General features: G+C 67.0%; 14 protein-coding genes and 1 tRNA gene. 4 read left to right on the top strand and 11 right to left on the bottom strand.

Features of this window, described 5'->3' with window-relative positions; translation table 11 throughout:
- Positions 1 to 163: 163 nt before the first annotated feature.
- From VF612_RS02165 to VF612_RS02155, 3 genes are read right to left on the bottom strand one after another with little or no spacing between them, the layout of a single operon-like run.
- Positions 164 to 1084 carry a carbohydrate ABC transporter permease gene (locus tag VF612_RS02165; protein ID WP_408658203.1) on the bottom strand — a complete coding sequence of 307 codons (921 nt, stop codon included), beginning with the start codon at positions 1082 to 1084 and terminating at the stop codon, positions 164 to 166.
- Positions 1081 to 2031 (bottom strand): carbohydrate ABC transporter permease, encoded by a 951-nt coding sequence (locus tag VF612_RS02160; protein WP_408658202.1) that lies wholly within the window; start codon positions 2029 to 2031, stop codon positions 1081 to 1083. Before VF612_RS02160 ends, VF612_RS02165 begins: the two co-directional genes overlap by 4 nt.
- A 2-nt stretch (positions 2032 to 2033) precedes the next feature.
- On the bottom strand, positions 2034 to 3371 hold the full coding sequence (locus VF612_RS02155; protein WP_408658201.1) for an ABC transporter substrate-binding protein: 1338 nt from the start codon (positions 3369 to 3371) through the stop codon (positions 2034 to 2036).
- 649 nt (positions 3372 to 4020) lie between these two features.
- On the opposite strand from VF612_RS02155, the gene VF612_RS02150 reads away from it, so the two are divergent.
- Positions 4021 to 5832, top strand: coding sequence for a family 43 glycosylhydrolase (locus VF612_RS02150; protein ID WP_408658200.1), 1812 nt, complete (start codon positions 4021 to 4023; stop codon positions 5830 to 5832).
- A gap of 93 nt (positions 5833 to 5925) precedes the next feature.
- Here the strand turns inward: VF612_RS02150 and VF612_RS02145 are convergent, their stop codons facing one another.
- The 4 genes from VF612_RS02145 to VF612_RS02130 all read right to left on the bottom strand — a co-directional run bounded on the left by VF612_RS02145 (position 5926) and on the right by VF612_RS02130 (position 9765).
- Positions 5926 to 7032 carry a family 43 glycosylhydrolase gene (locus tag VF612_RS02145; protein ID WP_408658199.1) on the bottom strand — a complete coding sequence of 369 codons (1107 nt, stop codon included), beginning with the start codon at positions 7030 to 7032 and terminating at the stop codon, positions 5926 to 5928.
- 56 nt (positions 7033 to 7088) lie between these two features.
- On the bottom strand, positions 7089 to 7949 hold the full coding sequence (locus VF612_RS02140; RefSeq protein WP_408658198.1) for a phytanoyl-CoA dioxygenase family protein: 861 nt from the start codon (positions 7947 to 7949) through the stop codon (positions 7089 to 7091).
- A 132-nt stretch (positions 7950 to 8081) separates the two neighbouring features.
- On the bottom strand, positions 8082 to 9074 hold the full coding sequence (gene rfbB / locus VF612_RS02135; protein WP_408658197.1) for a dTDP-glucose 4,6-dehydratase: 993 nt from the start codon (positions 9072 to 9074) through the stop codon (positions 8082 to 8084).
- A gap of 148 nt (positions 9075 to 9222) precedes the next feature.
- On the bottom strand, positions 9223 to 9765 hold the full coding sequence (locus VF612_RS02130; protein ID WP_408658196.1) for a DUF1697 domain-containing protein: 543 nt from the start codon (positions 9763 to 9765) through the stop codon (positions 9223 to 9225).
- Positions 9766 to 10036: 271 nt separating this feature from the next.
- Between VF612_RS02130 and VF612_RS02125 the strand changes: the two genes are divergently transcribed.
- Together VF612_RS02125 and VF612_RS02120 are read left to right on the top strand one after the other, a co-directional pair.
- On the top strand, positions 10037 to 10933 hold the full coding sequence (locus VF612_RS02125; protein ID WP_408658195.1) for an ABC transporter ATP-binding protein: 897 nt from the start codon (positions 10037 to 10039) through the stop codon (positions 10931 to 10933).
- On the top strand, positions 10930 to 11742 hold the full coding sequence (locus tag VF612_RS02120) for an ABC transporter permease (protein ID WP_408658194.1): 813 nt from the start codon (positions 10930 to 10932) through the stop codon (positions 11740 to 11742). Before VF612_RS02125 ends, VF612_RS02120 begins: the two co-directional genes overlap by 4 nt.
- 90 nt (positions 11743 to 11832) lie before the next feature.
- On the opposite strand, the gene VF612_RS02115 is transcribed toward VF612_RS02120, so the two are convergent.
- A complete protein-coding gene (locus VF612_RS02115; RefSeq protein WP_408658193.1) occupies positions 11833 to 14058 on the bottom strand; it encodes an immune inhibitor A domain-containing protein in 2226 nt (741 codons plus the stop codon).
- Positions 14059 to 14313: 255 nt separating this feature from the next.
- Here VF612_RS02115 and VF612_RS02110 point away from each other — a divergent pair, with 255 nt between their 5' ends.
- Positions 14314 to 14970 carry an RraA family protein gene (locus VF612_RS02110; protein WP_408658192.1) on the top strand — a complete coding sequence of 219 codons (657 nt, stop codon included), beginning with the start codon at positions 14314 to 14316 and terminating at the stop codon, positions 14968 to 14970.
- Between the two features lie 199 nt (positions 14971 to 15169).
- Here VF612_RS02110 and VF612_RS02105 read toward each other — a convergent pair.
- The 3 genes from VF612_RS02105 to VF612_RS02095 form a co-directional block, all read right to left on the bottom strand.
- Positions 15170 to 15241: transfer RNA gene (locus tag VF612_RS02105), tRNA-Lys, on the bottom strand.
- 97 nt (positions 15242 to 15338) lie between these two features.
- The gene (locus VF612_RS02100; RefSeq protein WP_408658191.1) at positions 15339 to 15974 is read right to left on the bottom strand and encodes a tetratricopeptide repeat protein; all 636 of its coding nucleotides are present in this window, start codon (positions 15972 to 15974) and stop codon (positions 15339 to 15341) included.
- A 250-nt stretch (positions 15975 to 16224) separates the two neighbouring features.
- Complete coding sequence (locus tag VF612_RS02095; RefSeq protein ID WP_408658216.1) at positions 16225 to 17835, bottom strand: exosporium protein; 1611 nt, start codon at positions 17833 to 17835, stop codon at positions 16225 to 16227.
- Positions 17836 to 18182 lie beyond the last annotated feature (347 nt).

The raw sequence follows: 18182 nt of genomic DNA, 5'->3' as shown, positions 1-18182 counted from the left end.
TCGTGGCTTGGCCGCCTCGCTCGCGCTGCTCCAGTCTCGCGCTGCCCGGCGAATTGACGCAAGCCGAGCCCCCCGCGCCCGTCACACGCCGAGGACCGCACAGCCGGAAGCTGTACGGTCCTCGGCGAGCTGGATCGTCGATGTGCTGGCTACCGCTCCGAGCTCACCCCTTCAACCCAGACCTGGAGACGCTCTCGATGACCTGCCGCTGCGCGATGATGAAGATCAGGATCACCGGCACGCTGGCCACCACGGCGCCGGCCATGATGATCGGGTAGTTGACCGTGGCGGCATTCTGCAGCTTGGCCAGACCAGAGGGCAGGGTCTGGGTCTCCGGGCTGAACAGCACGTACACCGGCCACAGGAAGTCGTTCCAGTTGGTCAGGAACGACAGCACTGCCAGCGTCGACAGAGCCGGCCTGGACAGCGGCAGGATCACCTTGACGAAGATCTTCCACTGGTTGGCCCCGTCGATGATCGCGGCCTCTTCCAGCTCCTTGGGCAGCGTGGAGAAGAACTGCCGGAGGAAGAACACCCCGAAGGCGCCGCCTGCGCTGGGCACGATGATCGCCCACAACGAGTCCAGCCAGCCCAGCCGGCTGACGATCAGGAAGTTCGGGATCAGGAAGACGAACGCCGGCAGGAAGATCGTGGTGATCACGCTGGTGAAGATGAGCTTCTTGCCCGGGAAGTCCATCCGGGCCAGCGCGTAGGCGGCGGCGGCGTCCACGGCCACGATCAGCACCGCGTTCGCCGCCGCTGAGAACATGCTGTTGAAGAACCAGCGGAGCACCGGGTTGGCCGATCCGGCGCTGAACAGGGTCTGGTAGGCCGAGATGTCCCAGGGTTGGGGCAACCAGGACAGCTCCAGGCTGGTCGAGGCTTCAGGGGTCTTGAACGACGTGCTGATCATCCACACCAGCGGCGCCAGGAAGATGATGGTCAGCACCCCCAGCATCAGCCAGAAGAGGAACTGACCCAGCGGCGTCTTGGCGGCCGGCCGGGCCGGGTGAGCGTTGCGAGCCGGCTGCTGCGCATCAGGGCCGGTGGCGGCGGTCGCGCCGCCGGGTGCGAGGCTCGTCATGACTCTTCCTTCTCGCGGAACAGTCTGAAGTTCAGCAAGCTGATCAGGATCAACATCAGGGCCAGGATGTAGCTCATCGCCGCGGCGATGCCTTGCCGGTACTGCTGGAGCCCGACCTGGGAGATGTAGTAGATCGCCGTTCGGGTGGCGTTCTCAGGCGCGCCCTTGGTGATCAGGTACGACTGGCCGAACATGTTCGCCGAGGCCAACAGGGTCAGGGTCAGGACGAACAGCAACACCGGACGCAGCCCCGGCAGGGTCACGTTGCGGAACTTGTCCCACGCGGTGGCCCCGTCCACCTCGGCAGCCTCGTACAGCTCGGGTGAGATGTCCTGCAGGCCGGCCAGGTAGATGATCGCGTTGAACCCGAGGGTCCACCAGACCGTCATGCCGACCAGGCCGACCCAGGCCCAGGGAACCTGGGTGGTCCAGGGATAGTCGCCGCTCAGGCCGATCTTTCCCAGGTAGAAGTTCAGCATTCCGATGGTGGGGTCGAGCAGGAACCGGAACAGCACGCCGACCACGGCCACGCCCAGGACGTAGGGCGTGAAGAAGACCGCGCGGAAGAACGTCCGCCCGGGGAACTTGCGATTCAGCAGCAGGGCGATCGCCAGTGGGATGACCACCAGCAGCGGCACGCTGAAGACGGTGAAGATCGCCGTGGCCCGGATGCTGCGCCAGAAGTCGGAGCTGTCCCGGGTGTCCGCCTTGAACAGGTCGAGGTAGTTGTTCAGCCCGACCCAGGGCTGTCTCGGCAGCAGGTAGTTGTAGTCGTGCAGGCTGATCCAGATGCCATAGATCGCAGGCAGCAGGATGAACCCGATGAACAGCACACCGTACGGAGCCAGAAACAGGTAGGGAGTCGCCCAGCCACTGCGGCGGCGCCGCCTGCCAGTAGACCTGGCAGGCGGCCGCTCTACGGCGGTGGCCTCAGTGGTGCTCGTCATGCTCAGCCGTACTTCTTCTTGTTCTGCGTCAGGATCTGCGACGCCTTGTTGGCCGCGCTGCGCAGCGCCGAGGCAGGGTCGGACTTGCCGAGCACCGCGGCGTTGACCGCGTCGTACATCGCCGTCATGGCGTCGCTGATGCCGGCCACGGCCGGCGGGAAGTGCACGTCCGGCACCTCCTTGGCGAACGGCTGCAAGCCCTCGATCGAGGTGAACTCCGAGCTCTCGGCCTGCTTCTCGACCGCCGGGACCTTGCCGCTCTTGGCCCAGTCGGCGCTGTTCTGGGTGAACCAGTTGACGAAGTAGGCAGAGGCCTCCACCTTGTTCTGGTCACTGCCCTGGGTGCGCGGCAGCACGAACTGGTGCGAGTTGCCCCAGACGCCGCCCTTGTCACCGATCTTGGGCAGCTCGGCCAGGCCGATCTTGGCGGTGGTCAGCTTGGTGACCTCGTTGACCTGCCAGATCCCCTGCCAGTTCAGGGCATTCCGGCTGTTCTTCAGCGCGACGTAGTCAGCGTCCTGGCCGACGTTCTTGGGGCTGTAGCCGTTCTTGACCAGGTCGGTCATCCAGGTCAGCGCCGCGACTCCGGCCTCGGAGTCCCAGGTTGCCTTGGTGACGTCCTCATTGAACAGCTCGCCGCCGAACTGCCAGAGCAGCGACTGGTACATCAGGCCGCCGGTGAACTGGAACGGGCTGACCCAGCTGCCCTGGATGCCTTTGGACTTCAGCTTGTCCAGGGCGTCCATGTACTCGTCCTTGTTGGTCGGCGGCTTGTCCGCGTTCAGGCCGGCCTTCTCGAAGAGATCCTTGTTGTAGAACAGGCCCAGGCAGTGCACGTCGATCGGAATGCCGTAGCGCTTCTCCTGGTAGATGCCGCCCTGCCAGACGGCCTCGGCGTAGTCGCCCTGGTTCAGCTTGAGGCTGTTGGCGACCGCGTCGATCGGCACGATGACCCGCTGGGCGGCCTGGGTCGGGATGGCGTCGATGTGCATGACCGCGATGTCCGGGCCGTTTCCGCTGGTGACCGCCGCCGGCATCTTCTGGAAGAAGTCTGCCCACTGGAAGACGTTCATGTTGACTTTGACGTTCTTCGTCTCCGAGTTGAACTTGCTGACCATCTGCTTGGCGTAGTCGCCGTCCGCGCCAGTCCAGCCGTTCCAGAACGCCAAGGTCACGTTGGGGCCGTTGTAGGCGGTGCCGGCCCCGGACGCGGTGGGCCCGGCGCCGGCGCCCGGAGGCGTGCTCTTGCCGCCACAGGCAGCCAGCGCGAGCGCGCCACCGACGGCTCCGGCCGCCCCGATAAAGCCACGCCGGGACAGCGGAACGTTGAGCTGGTTCATCGAGGATCTCCTTGGAGGTGAGAAGTCAGGGACGGCAGAGCAGAGCGGGTGTCACAGCTGGGGGTCCAGGGAGTGGCACCGGGGCTACGACGGTCATCAGAGCCCTCACGGCCACACTCGCTGACGCGCTGATGGCATCGGGATGCCAAGGTGTACCCCAATCGTGAGGGGCTCTGATGGTCTGGTTTGACCCTGAAGATCGGCAACGGTTCGATCTCCACGGTCGAAGGTAGCGGCAGTGGTGGAACGCCGGGCACAGGCTGCAGCGCATTGGTATCAATCTGTGCCGAAGAAACGGGGGCTTGCTGGTGTCGCATCCGGACATTACCGGACAGTCCGGCGACTCTGCTCGGTGACCGCCGCCCTCGAGTACTGCGGGCGCGCAGCAACCTCGGCAGGCCGGGGCACGGCCTTGGCGGGGTCCAGTTCACAGAGCGGCCTTCCGTCGGGTCCACCCCTCGTTTTACAACGTGGGGTATCTGGTGTAAAGAGTTGATACTTGAGTGATTTAGATGTGCACCTCTGGTCTGGCTGCTTGCGGATCAGCGCTCTTTACAACGTTAGAAGCCTCGGTCAGGATGGCTAGACCGGTCGCTGTTGCCCAATTCGGAGGTTGTCCATGCGCTGGTCCACAAGAATCGTTGTGCCGATGGTCGCGCTGGCCACAGCAGCGGCGACCATCGCCGTTGCCGGCCCGGCACCGGCAACTAGCGCCGGCCCGGCGCAGAAGCAGCAGGGTCACCACCGGGTCGCACCCTCGTACACCAACCCGCTCAAGCTCAAACTACCCTCCGGCGCGCTGGCCGAGAGCTGTGCCGACCCGGACGTCCTGCGTGGACGGGGCACCGACAGGCACTGGTACCTCTACTGCACCACCGACGCGCTCACCGCGAGCGAGGTCGGCCCCAACGGCAGCCCGGTGCTGCACAACGTGCCGATGTTCAGCTCGCTGGACCTGATCAACTGGACCTACGAAGGTGACGCCTTCCCGACCAAGCCGGCCTGGGTGACCGGGTTCGTCTGGGCGCCGGAAGTCGTCTACCGCAATGGCAAGTACATGCTGTACTACGGCGCCTCGGACACCTCGTTGCCCGGTGGCGGCTCGGCGATCGGCGTGGCTACCAGCGACAGCCCGACCGGGCCGTGGACCGACAGCGGGCAGCAGGTGGTGGAGCCGCAGGGCGCGCCAGGCAGCCGTCGTTGGATCTTCGACCCCGAGGTGCTCAACGCTAACGGTGTCAGCTACCTCTACTTCGGCAGCTACTTCGGTGGCATCTCGGTGCGCCGGCTCTCGGCCGACGGGCTTTCCACCGATCCGGCAAGCCAGACCCAAGTCGCGATCGACAACCGGTACGAGGGCACCAACATCATCAAGCGTGATGGCTGGTACTACCTGCTGGCCTCGGCCACCAACTGCTGTGCCGGCCCGCTGACCGGGTACTCGGTGTTCGCGGGACGCTCGCGCAGCCCGCTCGGGCCGTTCGTGGACCGCCATGGCGTCTCGCTGCTGGCCGGTCGGGTGGGTGGCACGCCCGTGGTGGCGCAGAACGGCAACCGGTGGGTGGGCGTCGGTCACCACACGGTGATCACCGACTTCGACGGTCAGCAGTGGATGGTCTACCACGCTGTCGACCGCAACGACCCGTACTACGCGGACGAGGTCGGCTACACCAAGCGGCCGGCGCTGATCGACCCGCTTGACTGGAAGCACGGCTGGCCGACGGTGCGCGCCGGTCGCGGCCCGTCGGACGACCCGATGCCCGGCCCGGCCGCACAGCCTGGCCAGCGGACCGCGTACAAGCCCCGGTTCACGCAGGAGCCGCGGCCGACCCGGCTCTACAAGTCACTGTCGGATGAGTTCCGGTCAGACACGTTGTCCAAGCAGTGGACCTGGATCCGGCAGCCGGAGGCTGGCAGCTACCGTCTCGACAGCGGGCAGTTGCGCTGGCAGACCCAGGCCGCCGACATCCACCCGCCGGCGACCCCGCTGGCCTCGGTGCTGACCGAACCGGCGCCCAAGGGCAACTACGTCGTCGAGACCAAGGTCCGGGTCACCACTCCGCCGGAGGGCTGCTGCTACAACTACGTCCAGGGTGGGCTGGTGATCTACAACGATGACGCCAACTACCTCAAGCTGACCTCGGCCTCGATCTGGAACACCAGGCAGACCGAATTCGGCAAGCAGATGACACCGGTAGCGGCCGGATACCCCAGCTACGGCAATGCCGTGGTCGGGCCGGTCGGCACTGCCACCTACCTGCGGCTCGTCCGGATCGGTGAGCGCTACACCGCCTACACCAGCCTGGACGGCAAGCGGTGGGACAAGGGCGCGACCTGGACGCAGGCCAGCAGCCCCAACACCAAGATCGGCCTGGTCTCGATGGGCGGCGCCGGTTTCAGCAGCAACTTCGACTACGTCCGGGTCAGTGCCGTGCACATCCCGCGGCACTGGGGCGACTGATCGCAAGTCCCGGTTGACGGCTGAGTAGAAGCCGCGGCGCCGGCAGGCCTACCAACCTGCCGGCGTCGCGGCTTTCTGCTGCGCGGCGCAAGCTCAGCAGGGCTGACCGGTGGCCTCGTCGTAGCTGCGGTAGCCGGTGGGAATGCCGAACGCCGGTGTTCCGTCGGTGTTCCAGCCGGCCGGCTGGGCGAAGATCGCCCGGTCGTTCCAGCCGTTGGCCGTGCTGGTCTTGGCGTGGTGGACGAGCCAGTTGGTCCCGTTGGGGCCGGGCACCGGGATCGACGCACCGGCGGTGCCGTAGACCCCGTTGGCGGAGGAGAACACCGGCCCGCGCTTGGTGTAGGACAGGTAGGTGGTCAGGTCACCACCGCGGTAGACCAGCTGGCCGAGGCTGTAGGACGTGGTCCAGCTCGCGTTGGCGTTGTAGACGATGGTCAGGGCGTTGTTCGGTCCGATCCACGCTTCCGGACCCTCTTCGATCGCCTGCACCGAGGTCTCCCACGGCTGGTCGGGGTTGGCGATCAGCCGGCGGTAGTCCTGGTCGATGTGCAGCGGGTCGCTCATGTGCGCGATGTAGAGCTGCTGCGGCGGCGAGCCGCCGTTGCCGGTCGGGGTGCCCGACCACAGCATCCACCAGTTGCTGTTGTAGTAGAAGACGGTCGGGTCGATGGCCCACTGGTTGGTCGAGTCGCTGATCTTGCCGAAGAAGGTCCAGCTGCCCAGCGGGTCCTGGGTGTTCGCCGTGATGGCGAAGATCCGGTGCGTGTTGTTGGTCGCGGGGTCACCGCCCTTGTCGGTCGCGCCGGCGAAGTAGATGATCCAGCGGCCGTTGAGGTACTCCAGCTCCGGCGCCCAGATCTCGGCGCTGTGGTCGGTGCGCAGGGGCGCTGTCCAGATCACCCGCTTGGTCGCGGTGTTCAGCCCGCCCAGAGTCGGCGATACCCGCAGGTTGATGCTGCGGGCGCCGTCGGACTGGGCCAGGTAGTAGTTGCCGTTGCGATACCAGACCGACGGGTCGGCGCCCGCGGACAGCACCGGGTTCTTCAGCGCGCAGGTGGCGGCCACTGCCGTGCTGGCGCGATCGGAACTCGCCACCAACGCGCCGGGTATCAGGCACAGCGCAGACACCAGCGCGATGCAGCGCCGTGCGGTCAGCTTCCGGCGGCGGGGAGTGGTGTCAGTAACAACGCTGTGAGCCATGCCCGGAATCAGAGCACCGCAGTGGTGAGGCGTCAAGCCAGGGTGTGGTGCCCGGCTCAGGCCGCGCCCATCACCAGCCCTTCGATGGTGTGCTTCTGAGCGATGGGGACCAGCTCGTCCACGATCGGGCAGTCCAGGTGCCGCCTGATCGATTCGGGCAACGCCTGCCAGTAGTCCTTGGTGACTGCGAACTCGTGGCGCGCAGCGCCCATAGCCTCCGGTCCTACCACCCCGAGGATGAGCACCGGGCGCAGCTTGCTCGAGTGGTTCGTGGTGCCGCGGTGGATAGCCAAGGCCGACCGGGCTGAGATGTCGCCCATCTGCGGGTACTTGCGAACCGCCCTCGCCTCGTACTCCGGATAGCGCGATTTCGGCGGGAACATCGCATGCTCGAAGCCGATGCTGTCGTCGAACTGGGTGCCCTGGGCGATCTCGAAGGGGCCCATGTCATCGGTGGTGTCCACCGTGGTCACATTGAAGGCCAGCGAGGTGAGCCGCCGCTCGTCGTTGGTCTCCTGGGGGGTGGGGAAGTCCCGGTGCCACGGCTGGTTCACCGCGCCCGGAAAAGGGATGTCGAAACCGACTTCGACGATCCGGTAGGAGGGGCCCAGCACCGCCTCGCTGACCGCCTGGATCCAGGGATGGCTCACCAGCTCCGCGAATCCGCGCAGCGCCTGCGGATGGATCTGGACGTACCAGCGGTTGGGACCGCGCCCGACCGCGCCGTACGGGCGGTTGAGAGCATCGGCGAAGGCCGCCATGACGTCCTCGCCGAGGACTTGCACCCATTCTCGGGAGAAGGCTCCCTTGCGGCCGACGATCCCGTCCGTGTAGAGGGCCGTGACGGCCTCGGTGACCCCGTTGTCATCGTCGAGCGGTTGAATCGGTAGGAACTTGGAGGGAAGTGTTTGAGTCATGAGCCGCTCCATGCAGACACGAGGGACGCCGTGTAGGTTACATCGGCAGATACGCTCGGAACATGCATGAATTGCTAAAGTTATGGTGACAATTTCTACCAGGTTCGATCATCAGGTTCGATCACCGGGCAGCTAGACCCGATCGGTGACCTCGACGCCCTGGTAGTAGTCCTCGGTGGGCGCCTTGGCCGGGCGCCACCAGCTCTCGTTCTGCCGGTACCAGTCGATGGTGGCTGCCAGGCCTGCCTCGAAGTCCTGGTAGGCGGGACGCCAGCCGAGCTCGGTCCGCAGCCGCGTCGAGTCGATGGCGTAGCGCAGATCGTGCCCGGCCCGGTCGGAGACGAATTCGATGGGAACCGTGACCGACATCAATCGGGCAAGGGCTTGCACCACTTCAAGATTGGACCGCTCGCCATTGGCGCCGACCAGATAGGTCTCGCCAAGCCGGCCCTTGTCGATGATGGTGAGGACGGCCGAATTGTGATCGTCTACATGGATCCAGTCACGGACATTGCGGCCACCGCCGTAAACCTTGAATGGAATTCCGTCGAGGGCATTCGTGATCTGGCGGGGGATGAATTTCTCGACGTGCTGGCGCGGGCCGTAATTGTTCGAGCAATTCGAAATGGTCGCGGCGACGCCGAACGAGCGTACCCAGGCGCGGACCAGATGATCTGCGCCGGCCTTGGTCGCCGAGTACGGGCTCGACGGGCGGTACGGGGTGTCCTCGGTGAAGGAGGCTGGGTCATCGAGCTCGAGGTCGCCGAAGACCTCGTCGGTAGAGATGTGATGCAGCCGTCGCTCGTGCTTGCGGACGGCCTGCAGGACCTCGTAGGTGCCGATCAGATTGCTGTGGAGGAAGCGGCCCGGCGAGGTGAGCGCGACGTCGTTGTGGGATTCGGCGGCAAAGTGCACGACGATGTCACTGCGTGCCACCAGCGGATCGAGCACCAAGGGGTCACAGATGTTTCCGGTGACCAGCTCGATATCGTCGGCGACCTCGGCCAGGCTCTGCTCATTCGCGGCATAAGTGAATGCGTCCAGCACGATCACTGATGCGGCTGTGCCGCTGGCCAATACTGAATGGACGAAATTGGAGCCGATAAATCCGGCGCCGCCTGTCACGAGATATCTCGAACCCGCCACCGATTACCGCTCCCTTTCGACCGCCGCATCCGCTGACCGCACTATCGACGATACCGCACTGCGAAATGTCCGATCACGGCTCGAACAGCAGCGGAAACGATCAACCCAGCGGCCTGCGGGCCACCGCTCAGCCCGTGGCCAGCTCGTGCAGCTTGGTAACCGATTTCCAGTTGCGGGTCGTCGCGGCGACACCGAGCACCCTGGCCAGGTAGGCGTTGTTGAGCTTGCTCCTGCCGTAGCCGTCCGGCGCGTGGACGTAGACCTCGCGGCCCGCGAGGGCCACCTCACCGGTCTCGCCGGCTGGCGGCTGCTGCAGCCGTGCTGCCCGGTCGGCGGCGGGTTCGGCGGACAGGAAGGTGACCAGCAGCTTCGTCGGATCGTCCTGCCGCTCCAGGAACGGGTTGCCGGCCACCACCGCGGCCAGTTCCGGCGCGGTCCGCAGCAGCACCTCGATGTCCCAGCCGAACGTGGCCGACAGCGCCGGACGGATGGCGGCGATCACCTTGCCCTCGTCGCCGGTGTCTTCGGCGAAGACGACGTTGCCACTCTGGATATAGGTCTGGACGTCCCGGTAACCGAGATCGGCGAAGACGGTGCGCAGCTGGGCCATCGGCACCGTCGTCTTGCCGCCGATGTTGATACCGGCCAGCAGCGCTACCCATCGCGTCATGGCTGTCCTATCGACCTTGACCCTCCCCAGCACCCTACCGGCCGGGACCGGCAGTCCTCCGGGGTCTCAGGTGGGGCAGACCCTGACCCGCACAGCCGTCACAACAGGGGTCGTCTCAGGGCCGTCCCGGAAGTTTCGGCGCCCTGCCGGGGCCAGGCTTGCTTCATCGAGCCGCAACCCGCGGCGGGGCCCAAGCGGGCCGATCTCCAAGGAAAGGTGCAGGGGTTATGCCTGTCCCAACGTTGACCACGAAGCGGCGAGGGCCGCGTTCATGATCACAGTCGAAGCGCTCACCAAGAAGTACGGGGCGTACACCGCCGTCGACGGCATCAGCTTCACCGCCAGGCCGGGCCGGGTGACCGGGTTCCTCGGTCCCAACGGCGCCGGCAAGTCGACCACCATGCGGATCATCGTCGGCCTCACCCCGCCCACGTCCGGAGCCGTCACCATCGCTGGACGCAGGTACCGGGACCTGCCCAACCCGGGGCTGGAGGTCGGGGTGCTGCTCGACGCCTCCGCGCAGCACGCAGGCCGCACCGGCCGCGAGATCCTCACCATCGCCCAGCAGACGATGGGGCTACCCGCGGCTCGGACCCGCGACATGATCGAGCTGGTCAGCCTCACCGGCGCCGAGGCCGACCGCCGGGTCGGCAACTACTCGCTCGGAATGCGTCAGCGGCTCGGCATCGCCACCGCCCTGATCGGCGATCCGGAGGTGCTGATCCTCGACGAGCCGGCCAACGGATTGGACCCGGCCGGCATCCGCTGGATGCGCGACCTGCTCCGCGACTACGCCAACCGGGGCGGGACCGTGCTGCTCTCCTCGCACCTGCTCCACGAGATCGAGGTCATCGCCGACGACATCGTGGTGATCGGCAACGGCCGGATCGTGTCGCAGGGCACCAAGACCGAGCTGCTCCAAGCGGCCGGCGCCGTCGTCCGGGCCGCCGACCTCAGCCAGCTCGAACGGGCTTTGCATGCCTGCGGACTCGCCGCAACCCTGTCCGACGGCGCGCTGCGCACCGACGCCGACCCGGTGCTGGTCGGGAAGGTGGCTCTGCAGGCAGGGATCGCCCTCACCGAACTGCGGCCCGCCGACGGCGCCGGCCTGGAGGAGATGTTCCTCGAGCTCACCGCCACCACCCAAAGAGAAGGAGCAGCGGCATGACCGCCGTCCACGCCGAACCCGTCCTGCACCAGCGCCGGATCATCCGGCACGTCCCGATCGCGCCGGTGCCGCTGTCGCGGCTGACCAAGGTCGAACTGCGCAAGATGTTCAACACCCGCTCGGGGTTCTGGCTGATGGCCAGCATCGCTATCACGGCGCTGATCGCCACCACCGCGGTGATCCTGTTCGCCCCGGACAGCGAGCTCACCTACGCGACGTTCGGCGCGGCGATCGGCTTTCCGATGGTGGTCATCCTGCCGATGGTGGCGATCCTGTCGGTCACCAGCGAGTGGAGCCAGCGCAGCGGGTTGACCACGTTCGCCCTGGTGCCGCACCGCAGCCGGGTGATCCTCGCCAAGGCGATCTGCTCGGTCATGGTCGGGGTCGTCTCGATGCTGCTGGCGTTCGCGATCGGCGCTCTCGGCAATCTGGTGGGCACCGCGATCACCGGCACCCCGGTGGTCTGGGACATGTCGCTGGTGGAGTGCCTCTGCATCGTGCTGGCCAACGTCCTGGGCCTGATGACCGGTTTCATGCTCGGGGTGCTGATCCGCAGCTCGTCGGGCGCCATGGTCGCGTACTTCGTCTACTCGTTCGTGCTGACCGGCGTGCTGGAGGTGCTGGCCATCAGCCAGGACTGGTTCGAGAAGCTGCGGCCGTGGGTCGACGTCAACTACGCCCAGGGCGTGCTGTTCAACGGCTCGCCGACCAGCGCGGAGTGGGCGCACCTCGGGGTGACCGAACTCGTGTGGCTGGTCATCCCGCTGGCCGTCGGGCTTCGGCTGGTGATGAGGTCGGAGGTCAAGTAGCCGCTCCTGACCCGGCGCGTTCTAGCCCAACAAACAGACAGGCCCGCCCCGGAGATCCGGGGCGGGCCTGCTTGCCTGCTGCGAACGACGTCAGGACGGGTTGTTGACCGTCACGGCGAGCGTTCCGTTGGTGACCTGACTCGTCACGGTCATCGTGACGCCGTGACCTGCGACGTACGCCGAGGACAGCGGGTTCGCCGAGGACCAGTACCGGTCGGTGACCGAGTCGTTGAAGGTCGGGATACCCGCGTTGGACGGGGCCGAGGCAGTCAACGTCTGGGTCGTGGCGTTCTTGCCGCTGCCCACCGTGACCTCCTTGTGCAGCGCGACCGCGTCGGTCGCCTGCAGGCCGAAGGTGGCGTCGAACGGCTGCCGCCGATTGCCCGGCTGAGTGCCGTCGGAGTACTTGAACGGAGCCGGCCGCGCGTCGACCGGCAGCGCCAACCCGTGGCCCTGGTGGTCGATCGTGTTGTTGTCGGTGTACGTCTCGTCCACGGCCCACACCAGCAAGCCGTCCTGGTACGGGAACCGCTCCACCCAGTTCGGCGCGGTGATGCCCTTGCTGAACTGGTACGGGCCGGTCTGCAGCGTCGCGTCGTAGCCGACGTACGTCCGGTTCTCGGCGAGGTAGTACCGGTCGCCGGTCGTCGACTCGGTGCCGGTGCTGCGCTTGAACCCGCCGGCAGCGGTCCAGCCGTTGTCACCGGACTCGACGTTGTCGCTCAGCAGCGTGGTGCCGCCGGACTTCACCGTGATGTCGTCGAGGAACGCGTTGGCCAGGTGCACGCCGCTGTCGCTCTGGAACCGGTAGCGGAACAGCGTCGGCTGACCACCCGGAACGGAGTACCTCAGGGTGCCCCAGCGGCCGTTGGACGAGCCGGTCAGCGGACTGCCGATCTCGGTCCAGGTGGACCCGCCGTTGGTCGAGTACTCGGCGTGGAGGTAGTCGTAGCCCTCCTCGATGTCGTACCACGCGCTGGCCTGGACCGTCGCGGTGCGCACACCGGTCAGGTTGAGGGTGCGGGTCAGCGTCGAGTTGAGGTTGTCAGCGCTGCCCGTCCACCAGGCGTAGCTGCCCGAAGCCGGGGTGGCCAAGGTCTTCTGAATGGCCTGGTCAGGCACATCGACGACGAGCGCCTGGGGTTGGCCAGTGGTCTGCACGGCAGACGGGCTCAGCGTGTAGCTGCCGCCCTGCCCCTGCGACACCACCGAGTAGGACAGCCAGCCCAGCTGCATCTTCTCCCACGGGCCCATGTGGTTCGGGGTGGTGCCGATGTCGACGGTGCCGTGGTTGAGCCAGGAGCCCGCGGACATGATGGTCCAGAAGCCGGTGCCGTTGTCGCCGCCGTTGGTGTCGTACAGGTCCGGCAGGCCGAGGTCGTGGCCGAACTCGTGCGCGAACACCCCGAGGCCGCCGTTCTCCGCCTCGACCGTGTAGTCACCGATCCAGATGCCGGTGTTGCCGATCTGGGAGCCGCCGAAGCGGACCTGCGTGCCACCGACGGTGGGGCCGGTCATGCCGTAGTCGGTCTGGTTGACGTACCAGCGGTGCGACCAGATCGCGTCCTCGCCGCCGTTTCCGTCCTCGCCCTCACCGGCGTGCACGGCCTGGAAGTGGTCCAGGTAGCCGTCCGGCTCGTCGAAGTTGCCGTCGCTGTCGTAGTCGTAGCGGTCCCAGACGTCGAAGGTGGCCAGCTGCGCCTTGATGTCGGCATCCGAGCGGCCGGCGGCCTTCTGGGCGTTGTACCACGCGTTGCCGGAGTCGGAGATGAACTGCCAGGCGCCGCCGTTGTTCTCCACGGTGTTGTCGCCGTAGGTGGAGGCGTTGTTCGGGACCTGGACCCAGTTGCTGACGTCGCCCTCAACCGTGTAGTGACCCGCCGACTGCGCGGTGTAGAAGTTCTTGAACGACTCGCCTGAGCCGAAGAGGAGGTTGAGGTAGTACGCGCGGTTGAAGTCGCTCGTCCACGCGGTGCTGTTGTCGACGGTGCGATTCGGCTGCGCGATCTGGTTGTGCAAGGGGCCGGGGGTGCTGCCGAGCTTGCCACTGCCCGTGGCGCCGAACTCGGAGAGGATGGTGAAGACGCGGCCGGTGCCGGACACCGCCGCCTGGTAGTACTTGTCGTCGGCGAGCTGGACGACGCCGTCGGAGTTCGGCGATGCCTTGCCGGACCGGATGAGCTTCTGCGCTTCCTTGCGCCGGGCTTCCTGGCGAGCGGTCAGCGGGCCCGGGTGGTTGTCCGAGCGGTGAGCGGCCGAGGCCGGCGACTCGTTCCGCGGCGCAGCAGCCGTGGCTGCTGAAGGGATGACCGCCATGCTGGTGAGCATGACGGCCACGGCGCCCAGAACGCCGTATGTGTGTCGATGCACAGGCCTTTCCTCTGCTGTGTGAGGGGGGTGAGGTCTGCCACTGTAACCGCAGCAGTGGCAGAAGTCAGTAGTGCTGCTGCATTCGTCTGCCACCTGCAGCGGACAGGAAGGCGCACGTATGCCATCAGGGGTTGCGTCAAGGTGCGCCGGCACCGGACGCTACCGATCGGCAAGACAACCGCATGACGTAAGGACGACTTCATGACAGCCAAGACCGTGCTCGACCGCTTGAGCGAGCTTTCGACGACCAGCCTGGTTGACGCCGCGCCGACGTTGCGCGTCCTGCCCGCTTCCCTGCGCCCGGTTGCGCCGGGCGGCCACATGGCAGGGCGGGTTGTTACAGCTCGGGCGAATCGCGACTTGATGTCTGTCATCCATGCGCTGCGGGAGTCCGGTCCGAGGGATGTCCTGGTCGTGGACGCTGGCGGCGAGGACCGGGCTGTCGCCGGTGAGCTCTTCGCCACCGAGGCGCAGCGCCGAGGCTTGGCGGGGCTTGTGATCCTGGGGCGTTCACGTGACACGGCCACCCTCGCTGGACTGTCGATGCCGGTGTGGTCGACCGGGTTTGCCCCCAACGCTTACCCAGCAAAGTTACTTCCCGAGATCGGGCTCAGCCTTTCCCTCGGTGGTGTGCGGGTCGAGCCCGGCGAGTTGATCGTCGGCGACGATGACGGGCTTGTCATTGGCGCGCAGGAAGAGTTCGCTGCCGCGGTCGACGTGGCGGAGGCGATCGAGGCCAGAGAGAAGGGGCTGCAGGCTCGGATGCTCGAGGGGACTTCCATCTTCGACCACCTGAACTATGACGAGCACTTGGCCGCTCTCCGCGAAGGTCGCCCGGGAGGGTTGGCCTTCGGCTGAAACCTGCCGGGCACCTCCGAGGAGCGACCTCGGCGGACGGGAGGTCAACGGCGTCCCCGGGAGTTCAGGACAACTGATTGGGGGCGAGACTCGGTCCGCGGAGCGGTGGGCGGATCGCCGAAGATCATCACTTCCCCAGAGCGGCCATTCGACGGTGGCCGACCCCCACCGGAGCTGGCACACCGCCCAGGTCCGGCAGTGGGCCCCGTGGGACTCGAACCCACAACCTACGGATTAAAAGTCCGCAGCTCTGCCATTGAGCTAGAGGCCCGGAGAGCGCCGAACATGCCGGGTCTCCGCAGCACAGTGTTTCAGATCCGCGGGGCGTCGAACGTATCGGCCGTGGGACCGCTTCGCTGCCGGCTGCGCTAGGACGGAGTCGGTGAGGCGTCCGGGCTGGCCGACTCCGAGGCCACCGGAGACTTGGGCGGCGTGCTTGCCGAGGCGGCCGGGTCCTTGAGCTTCGGGTTCAGCGCGATCGCCTTCTTGACCTCGGCATCGCCTTGCGCCTTCTGGCCGGTGGCGCGCAGCAGCAGGCCCAGGTTCAGGTGCGCGGCGGCGTCCTTGGGTGCTGCGGCGATGGCCCGTTTGTACAGCGAGATGGCTTCGGCGTTGTTGCCCTTGGCCTTGACCAGGATGGCCAGGTTGAACAGGGCCGGCTCGAACGCGGGGTCGATCGCGAGCACCACCCGGTACTTGTTCTCCGCCTCGCCGTAGTTCGATCGGGCCGCGTCGATCAACGCCAGGTCGTACAGCGCGTACTTGTTCTTCTTGTCGTACTTCAGGGCCTCGTTGTACTGGGCGGCCGCCTCGTCGAGGTTGCCCTTGGCCTGGGCGTCCAGGCCGGCGGCCAGCGCGTTCGCCGCCTTCTTCGGATCCGGCTTGGCGGTGCCGTCGTCGTCGCCTCCGCAGGCGGTCAGCCCCAGGACGGCGACGCACATGATCAGCGCGACGAAGCGGCTCCCGGCCCTCTTCAGGAACGTGTCCGATGTGCCACTGCGCATGATCTTTCTCCAGCATCCTGTCGTGGTGTTCTACCTGCCGCTGGACGTTCAACGGCGTCTGTGATCTAACAAGGAAGTAACGCTCATCTTAGCCCGGGACGCCCGGCTGCTCAGGCATCTGCGATTGGTCACAGCGAACTGGTGGGGTAATCGTGACCGGCATCGGTATTGCCGGGGCTTGACCAAGAAGCAGGGCCCGCCAGTTGCCTGGCGGGCCCGCTTCCTACGGTCTTACCGCGCTACTTGCCGATCAGGAACCGCAGATCGCGTACGCGGTGATCGTGACGTTCCCGCCACTGCTAACGGTGACGACGGCGTTACCTGACCAGGTGGTGGAGCTGGATGGGTACGACGCCGAGACTGCTCCCCGAGCACCCGACCCTTGCGTAACTGTCGCACCGCCACCAAGAAGCTTAGTCCCAGCGGGGCAAGTGGCAGTTGAGGTGGGAGATGTGGTGCCCACCGCCGGGTTGCCACCCGTCGAGGCCGGAGCTCCGGTCACGATGGTCGTGTTCGCGACGGTTCCAGCCGGACCCTGCGCACCGGTTGCACCCGTGGCGCCGGTCGGACCAGCCGGGCCCTGCGGGCCAGCCGGGCCAGCTGCACCAGCCGGGCCGGTAGCTCCGGTGTCACCCTTCTCGCCCTGGGGGCCAGCGGGACCTGTGGCTCCAGCGGGACCCGTGGCTCCAGTCTCGCCAGCGACACCCTGCGGACCGGCAGCGCCCTGCGGGCCGGTCTGGCCTGCCGGACCCATCTCGCCGGTGTCGCCCTTGGCACCTGCGGCCCCGGTCTCACCCTGGGGTCCCATGGGGCCCTGCGGACCCATCGGACCGGCATCGCCCTGCGCTCCCTGCGGTCCTGCAGGACCGACCTCACCCTGGGGGCCGGCGGGACCAGTCGCGCCGGTGGCACCGGTCTCGCCCTGGATACCTTGTGCGCCAGTCTCACCCTGCGGGCCCTGAGCGCCGGTGGCTCCGGTAGCACCAGTCGCGCCGGTGTCGCCCTTCTCACCCTGCGGCCCCTGCGGACCTATCGGGCCAGCCGGACCGGCCTCGCCCTGGGGGCCCTGGGCGCCGGTGGCACCAGTCGCGCCGGTCTCACCCTGGATGCCCTGCTCGCCCTGCGCGCCGGTCTCGCCCTGGATGCCCTGCGCGCCGGTCTCGCCCTGGATGCCCTGCGGGCCCTGCGCTCCGGTGTCGCCCTTCTCGCCCTGCTCTCCCTGAGCGCCGGTGGCACCAGTCGCGCCGGTCTCACCCTGGATGCCCTGCTCGCCCTGAGCGCCGGTGGCACCGGTCGCTCCGGTGTCACCCTTCTCGCCCTGGGGGCCGGTGGCACCAGTTGCGCCCGTGGCGCCGGTAGCACCAGTCGCGCCCGTGGCTCCGGTGTCGCCCTTCTCACCCTGCGGGCCGGTGGCACCAGTTGCGCCCGTGGCGCCGGTAGCACCAGTCGCTCCGGTGTCACCCTTCTCGCCCTGCGGACCCATGGGGCCGGCCGGTCCTACCTCGCCCTGCGGACCCTGAGCTCCGGTGTCGCCCTTGGGGCCGGTGGCTCCCTGGGGTCCAGTGGCTCCGGTTGTGCCCTGGGGTCCGGTTGCGCCGGTGTCGCCCTTGGGGCCGGTGGCTCCCTGGGGACCAGTCGCGCCGGTAGCGCCCTGAGGTCCGGTTGCGCCCTGGGGACCGGTTGCGCCGGTTGCACCCTTGGGGCCGGTGGCTCCGGTGGCACCCGTCGCGCCCCGAGGCCCGGTTGCGCCGGTGGCACCCTTCTGGTTCCAGGTAATCGCCTTCTCGTTGTACAGGCACTTGGTGCCCGCCTCGACGATGCGAGTCTGGCCGTTCTTGGCGTCATAGCAGGCGCTGATCACGCCGGTGGAGCTGGGGATGGAAGCCTGGGCAACCGTGATGCCGCCCAGCAGGGCGATGCCTGCACCCGCGGCGACCGCGGCAACCGCACGGCGATTCCGGCGCGTGCGACGTGATGAGCTGTGACGAGTAGACATGGAGTGACCCATGCTCCTTCCCCCGCGTGAGTATGGAGTACCAAATCGCGCGTGGGTTCGCCTCTAGCTCCCCGTCAGGCCGAAGGGCGACCATAATGCCTGATGGATCTGTGCCCGCTCGGCCAATTGGCCGTAGAGCCAAACTAACACGAGCTTTAGATACCTGGCTAGGGGCAGTTTATTTCTTGTCAAGTTCTTGAGGAATGCCTTCG

Origin of the sequence: Jatrophihabitans sp. (genome assembly GCF_036388195.1) — a bacterium.
In the GTDB taxonomy this organism is placed as follows: Bacteria; Actinomycetota; Actinomycetes; order Mycobacteriales; family Jatrophihabitantaceae; genus Jatrophihabitans_A.
This window is presented reverse-complemented; position numbering and strand designations above follow the sequence as displayed.

Coding starts and splice junctions, on each gene's coding strand:
- VF612_RS02125 (WP_408658195.1), top strand. CDS start 10,037: ATGATCACAGTCGAAGCGCTCACCAAGAAGTACGGGGCGTACACCGCC.
- VF612_RS02140 (WP_408658198.1), bottom strand. CDS start 7,949: ATGACTCAAACACTTCCCTCCAAGTTCCTACCGATTCAACCGCTCGAC.
- VF612_RS02100 (WP_408658191.1), bottom strand. CDS start 15,974: ATGCGCAGTGGCACATCGGACACGTTCCTGAAGAGGGCCGGGAGCCGC.
- VF612_RS02120 (WP_408658194.1), top strand. CDS start 10,930: ATGACCGCCGTCCACGCCGAACCCGTCCTGCACCAGCGCCGGATCATC.
- VF612_RS02115 (WP_408658193.1), bottom strand. CDS start 14,058: ATGGCGGTCATCCCTTCAGCAGCCACGGCTGCTGCGCCGCGGAACGAG.
- VF612_RS02145 (WP_408658199.1), bottom strand. CDS start 7,032: ATGGCTCACAGCGTTGTTACTGACACCACTCCCCGCCGCCGGAAGCTG.
- VF612_RS02130 (WP_408658196.1), bottom strand. CDS start 9,765: ATGACGCGATGGGTAGCGCTGCTGGCCGGTATCAACATCGGCGGCAAG.
- VF612_RS02150 (WP_408658200.1), top strand. CDS start 4,021: ATGGTCGCGCTGGCCACAGCAGCGGCGACCATCGCCGTTGCCGGCCCG.
- VF612_RS02165 (WP_408658203.1), bottom strand. CDS start 1,084: ATGACGAGCCTCGCACCCGGCGGCGCGACCGCCGCCACCGGCCCTGAT.
- VF612_RS02160 (WP_408658202.1), bottom strand. CDS start 2,031: ATGACGAGCACCACTGAGGCCACCGCCGTAGAGCGGCCGCCTGCCAGG.
- VF612_RS02155 (WP_408658201.1), bottom strand. CDS start 3,371: ATGAACCAGCTCAACGTTCCGCTGTCCCGGCGTGGCTTTATCGGGGCG.
- VF612_RS02110 (WP_408658192.1), top strand. CDS start 14,314: ATGACAGCCAAGACCGTGCTCGACCGCTTGAGCGAGCTTTCGACGACC.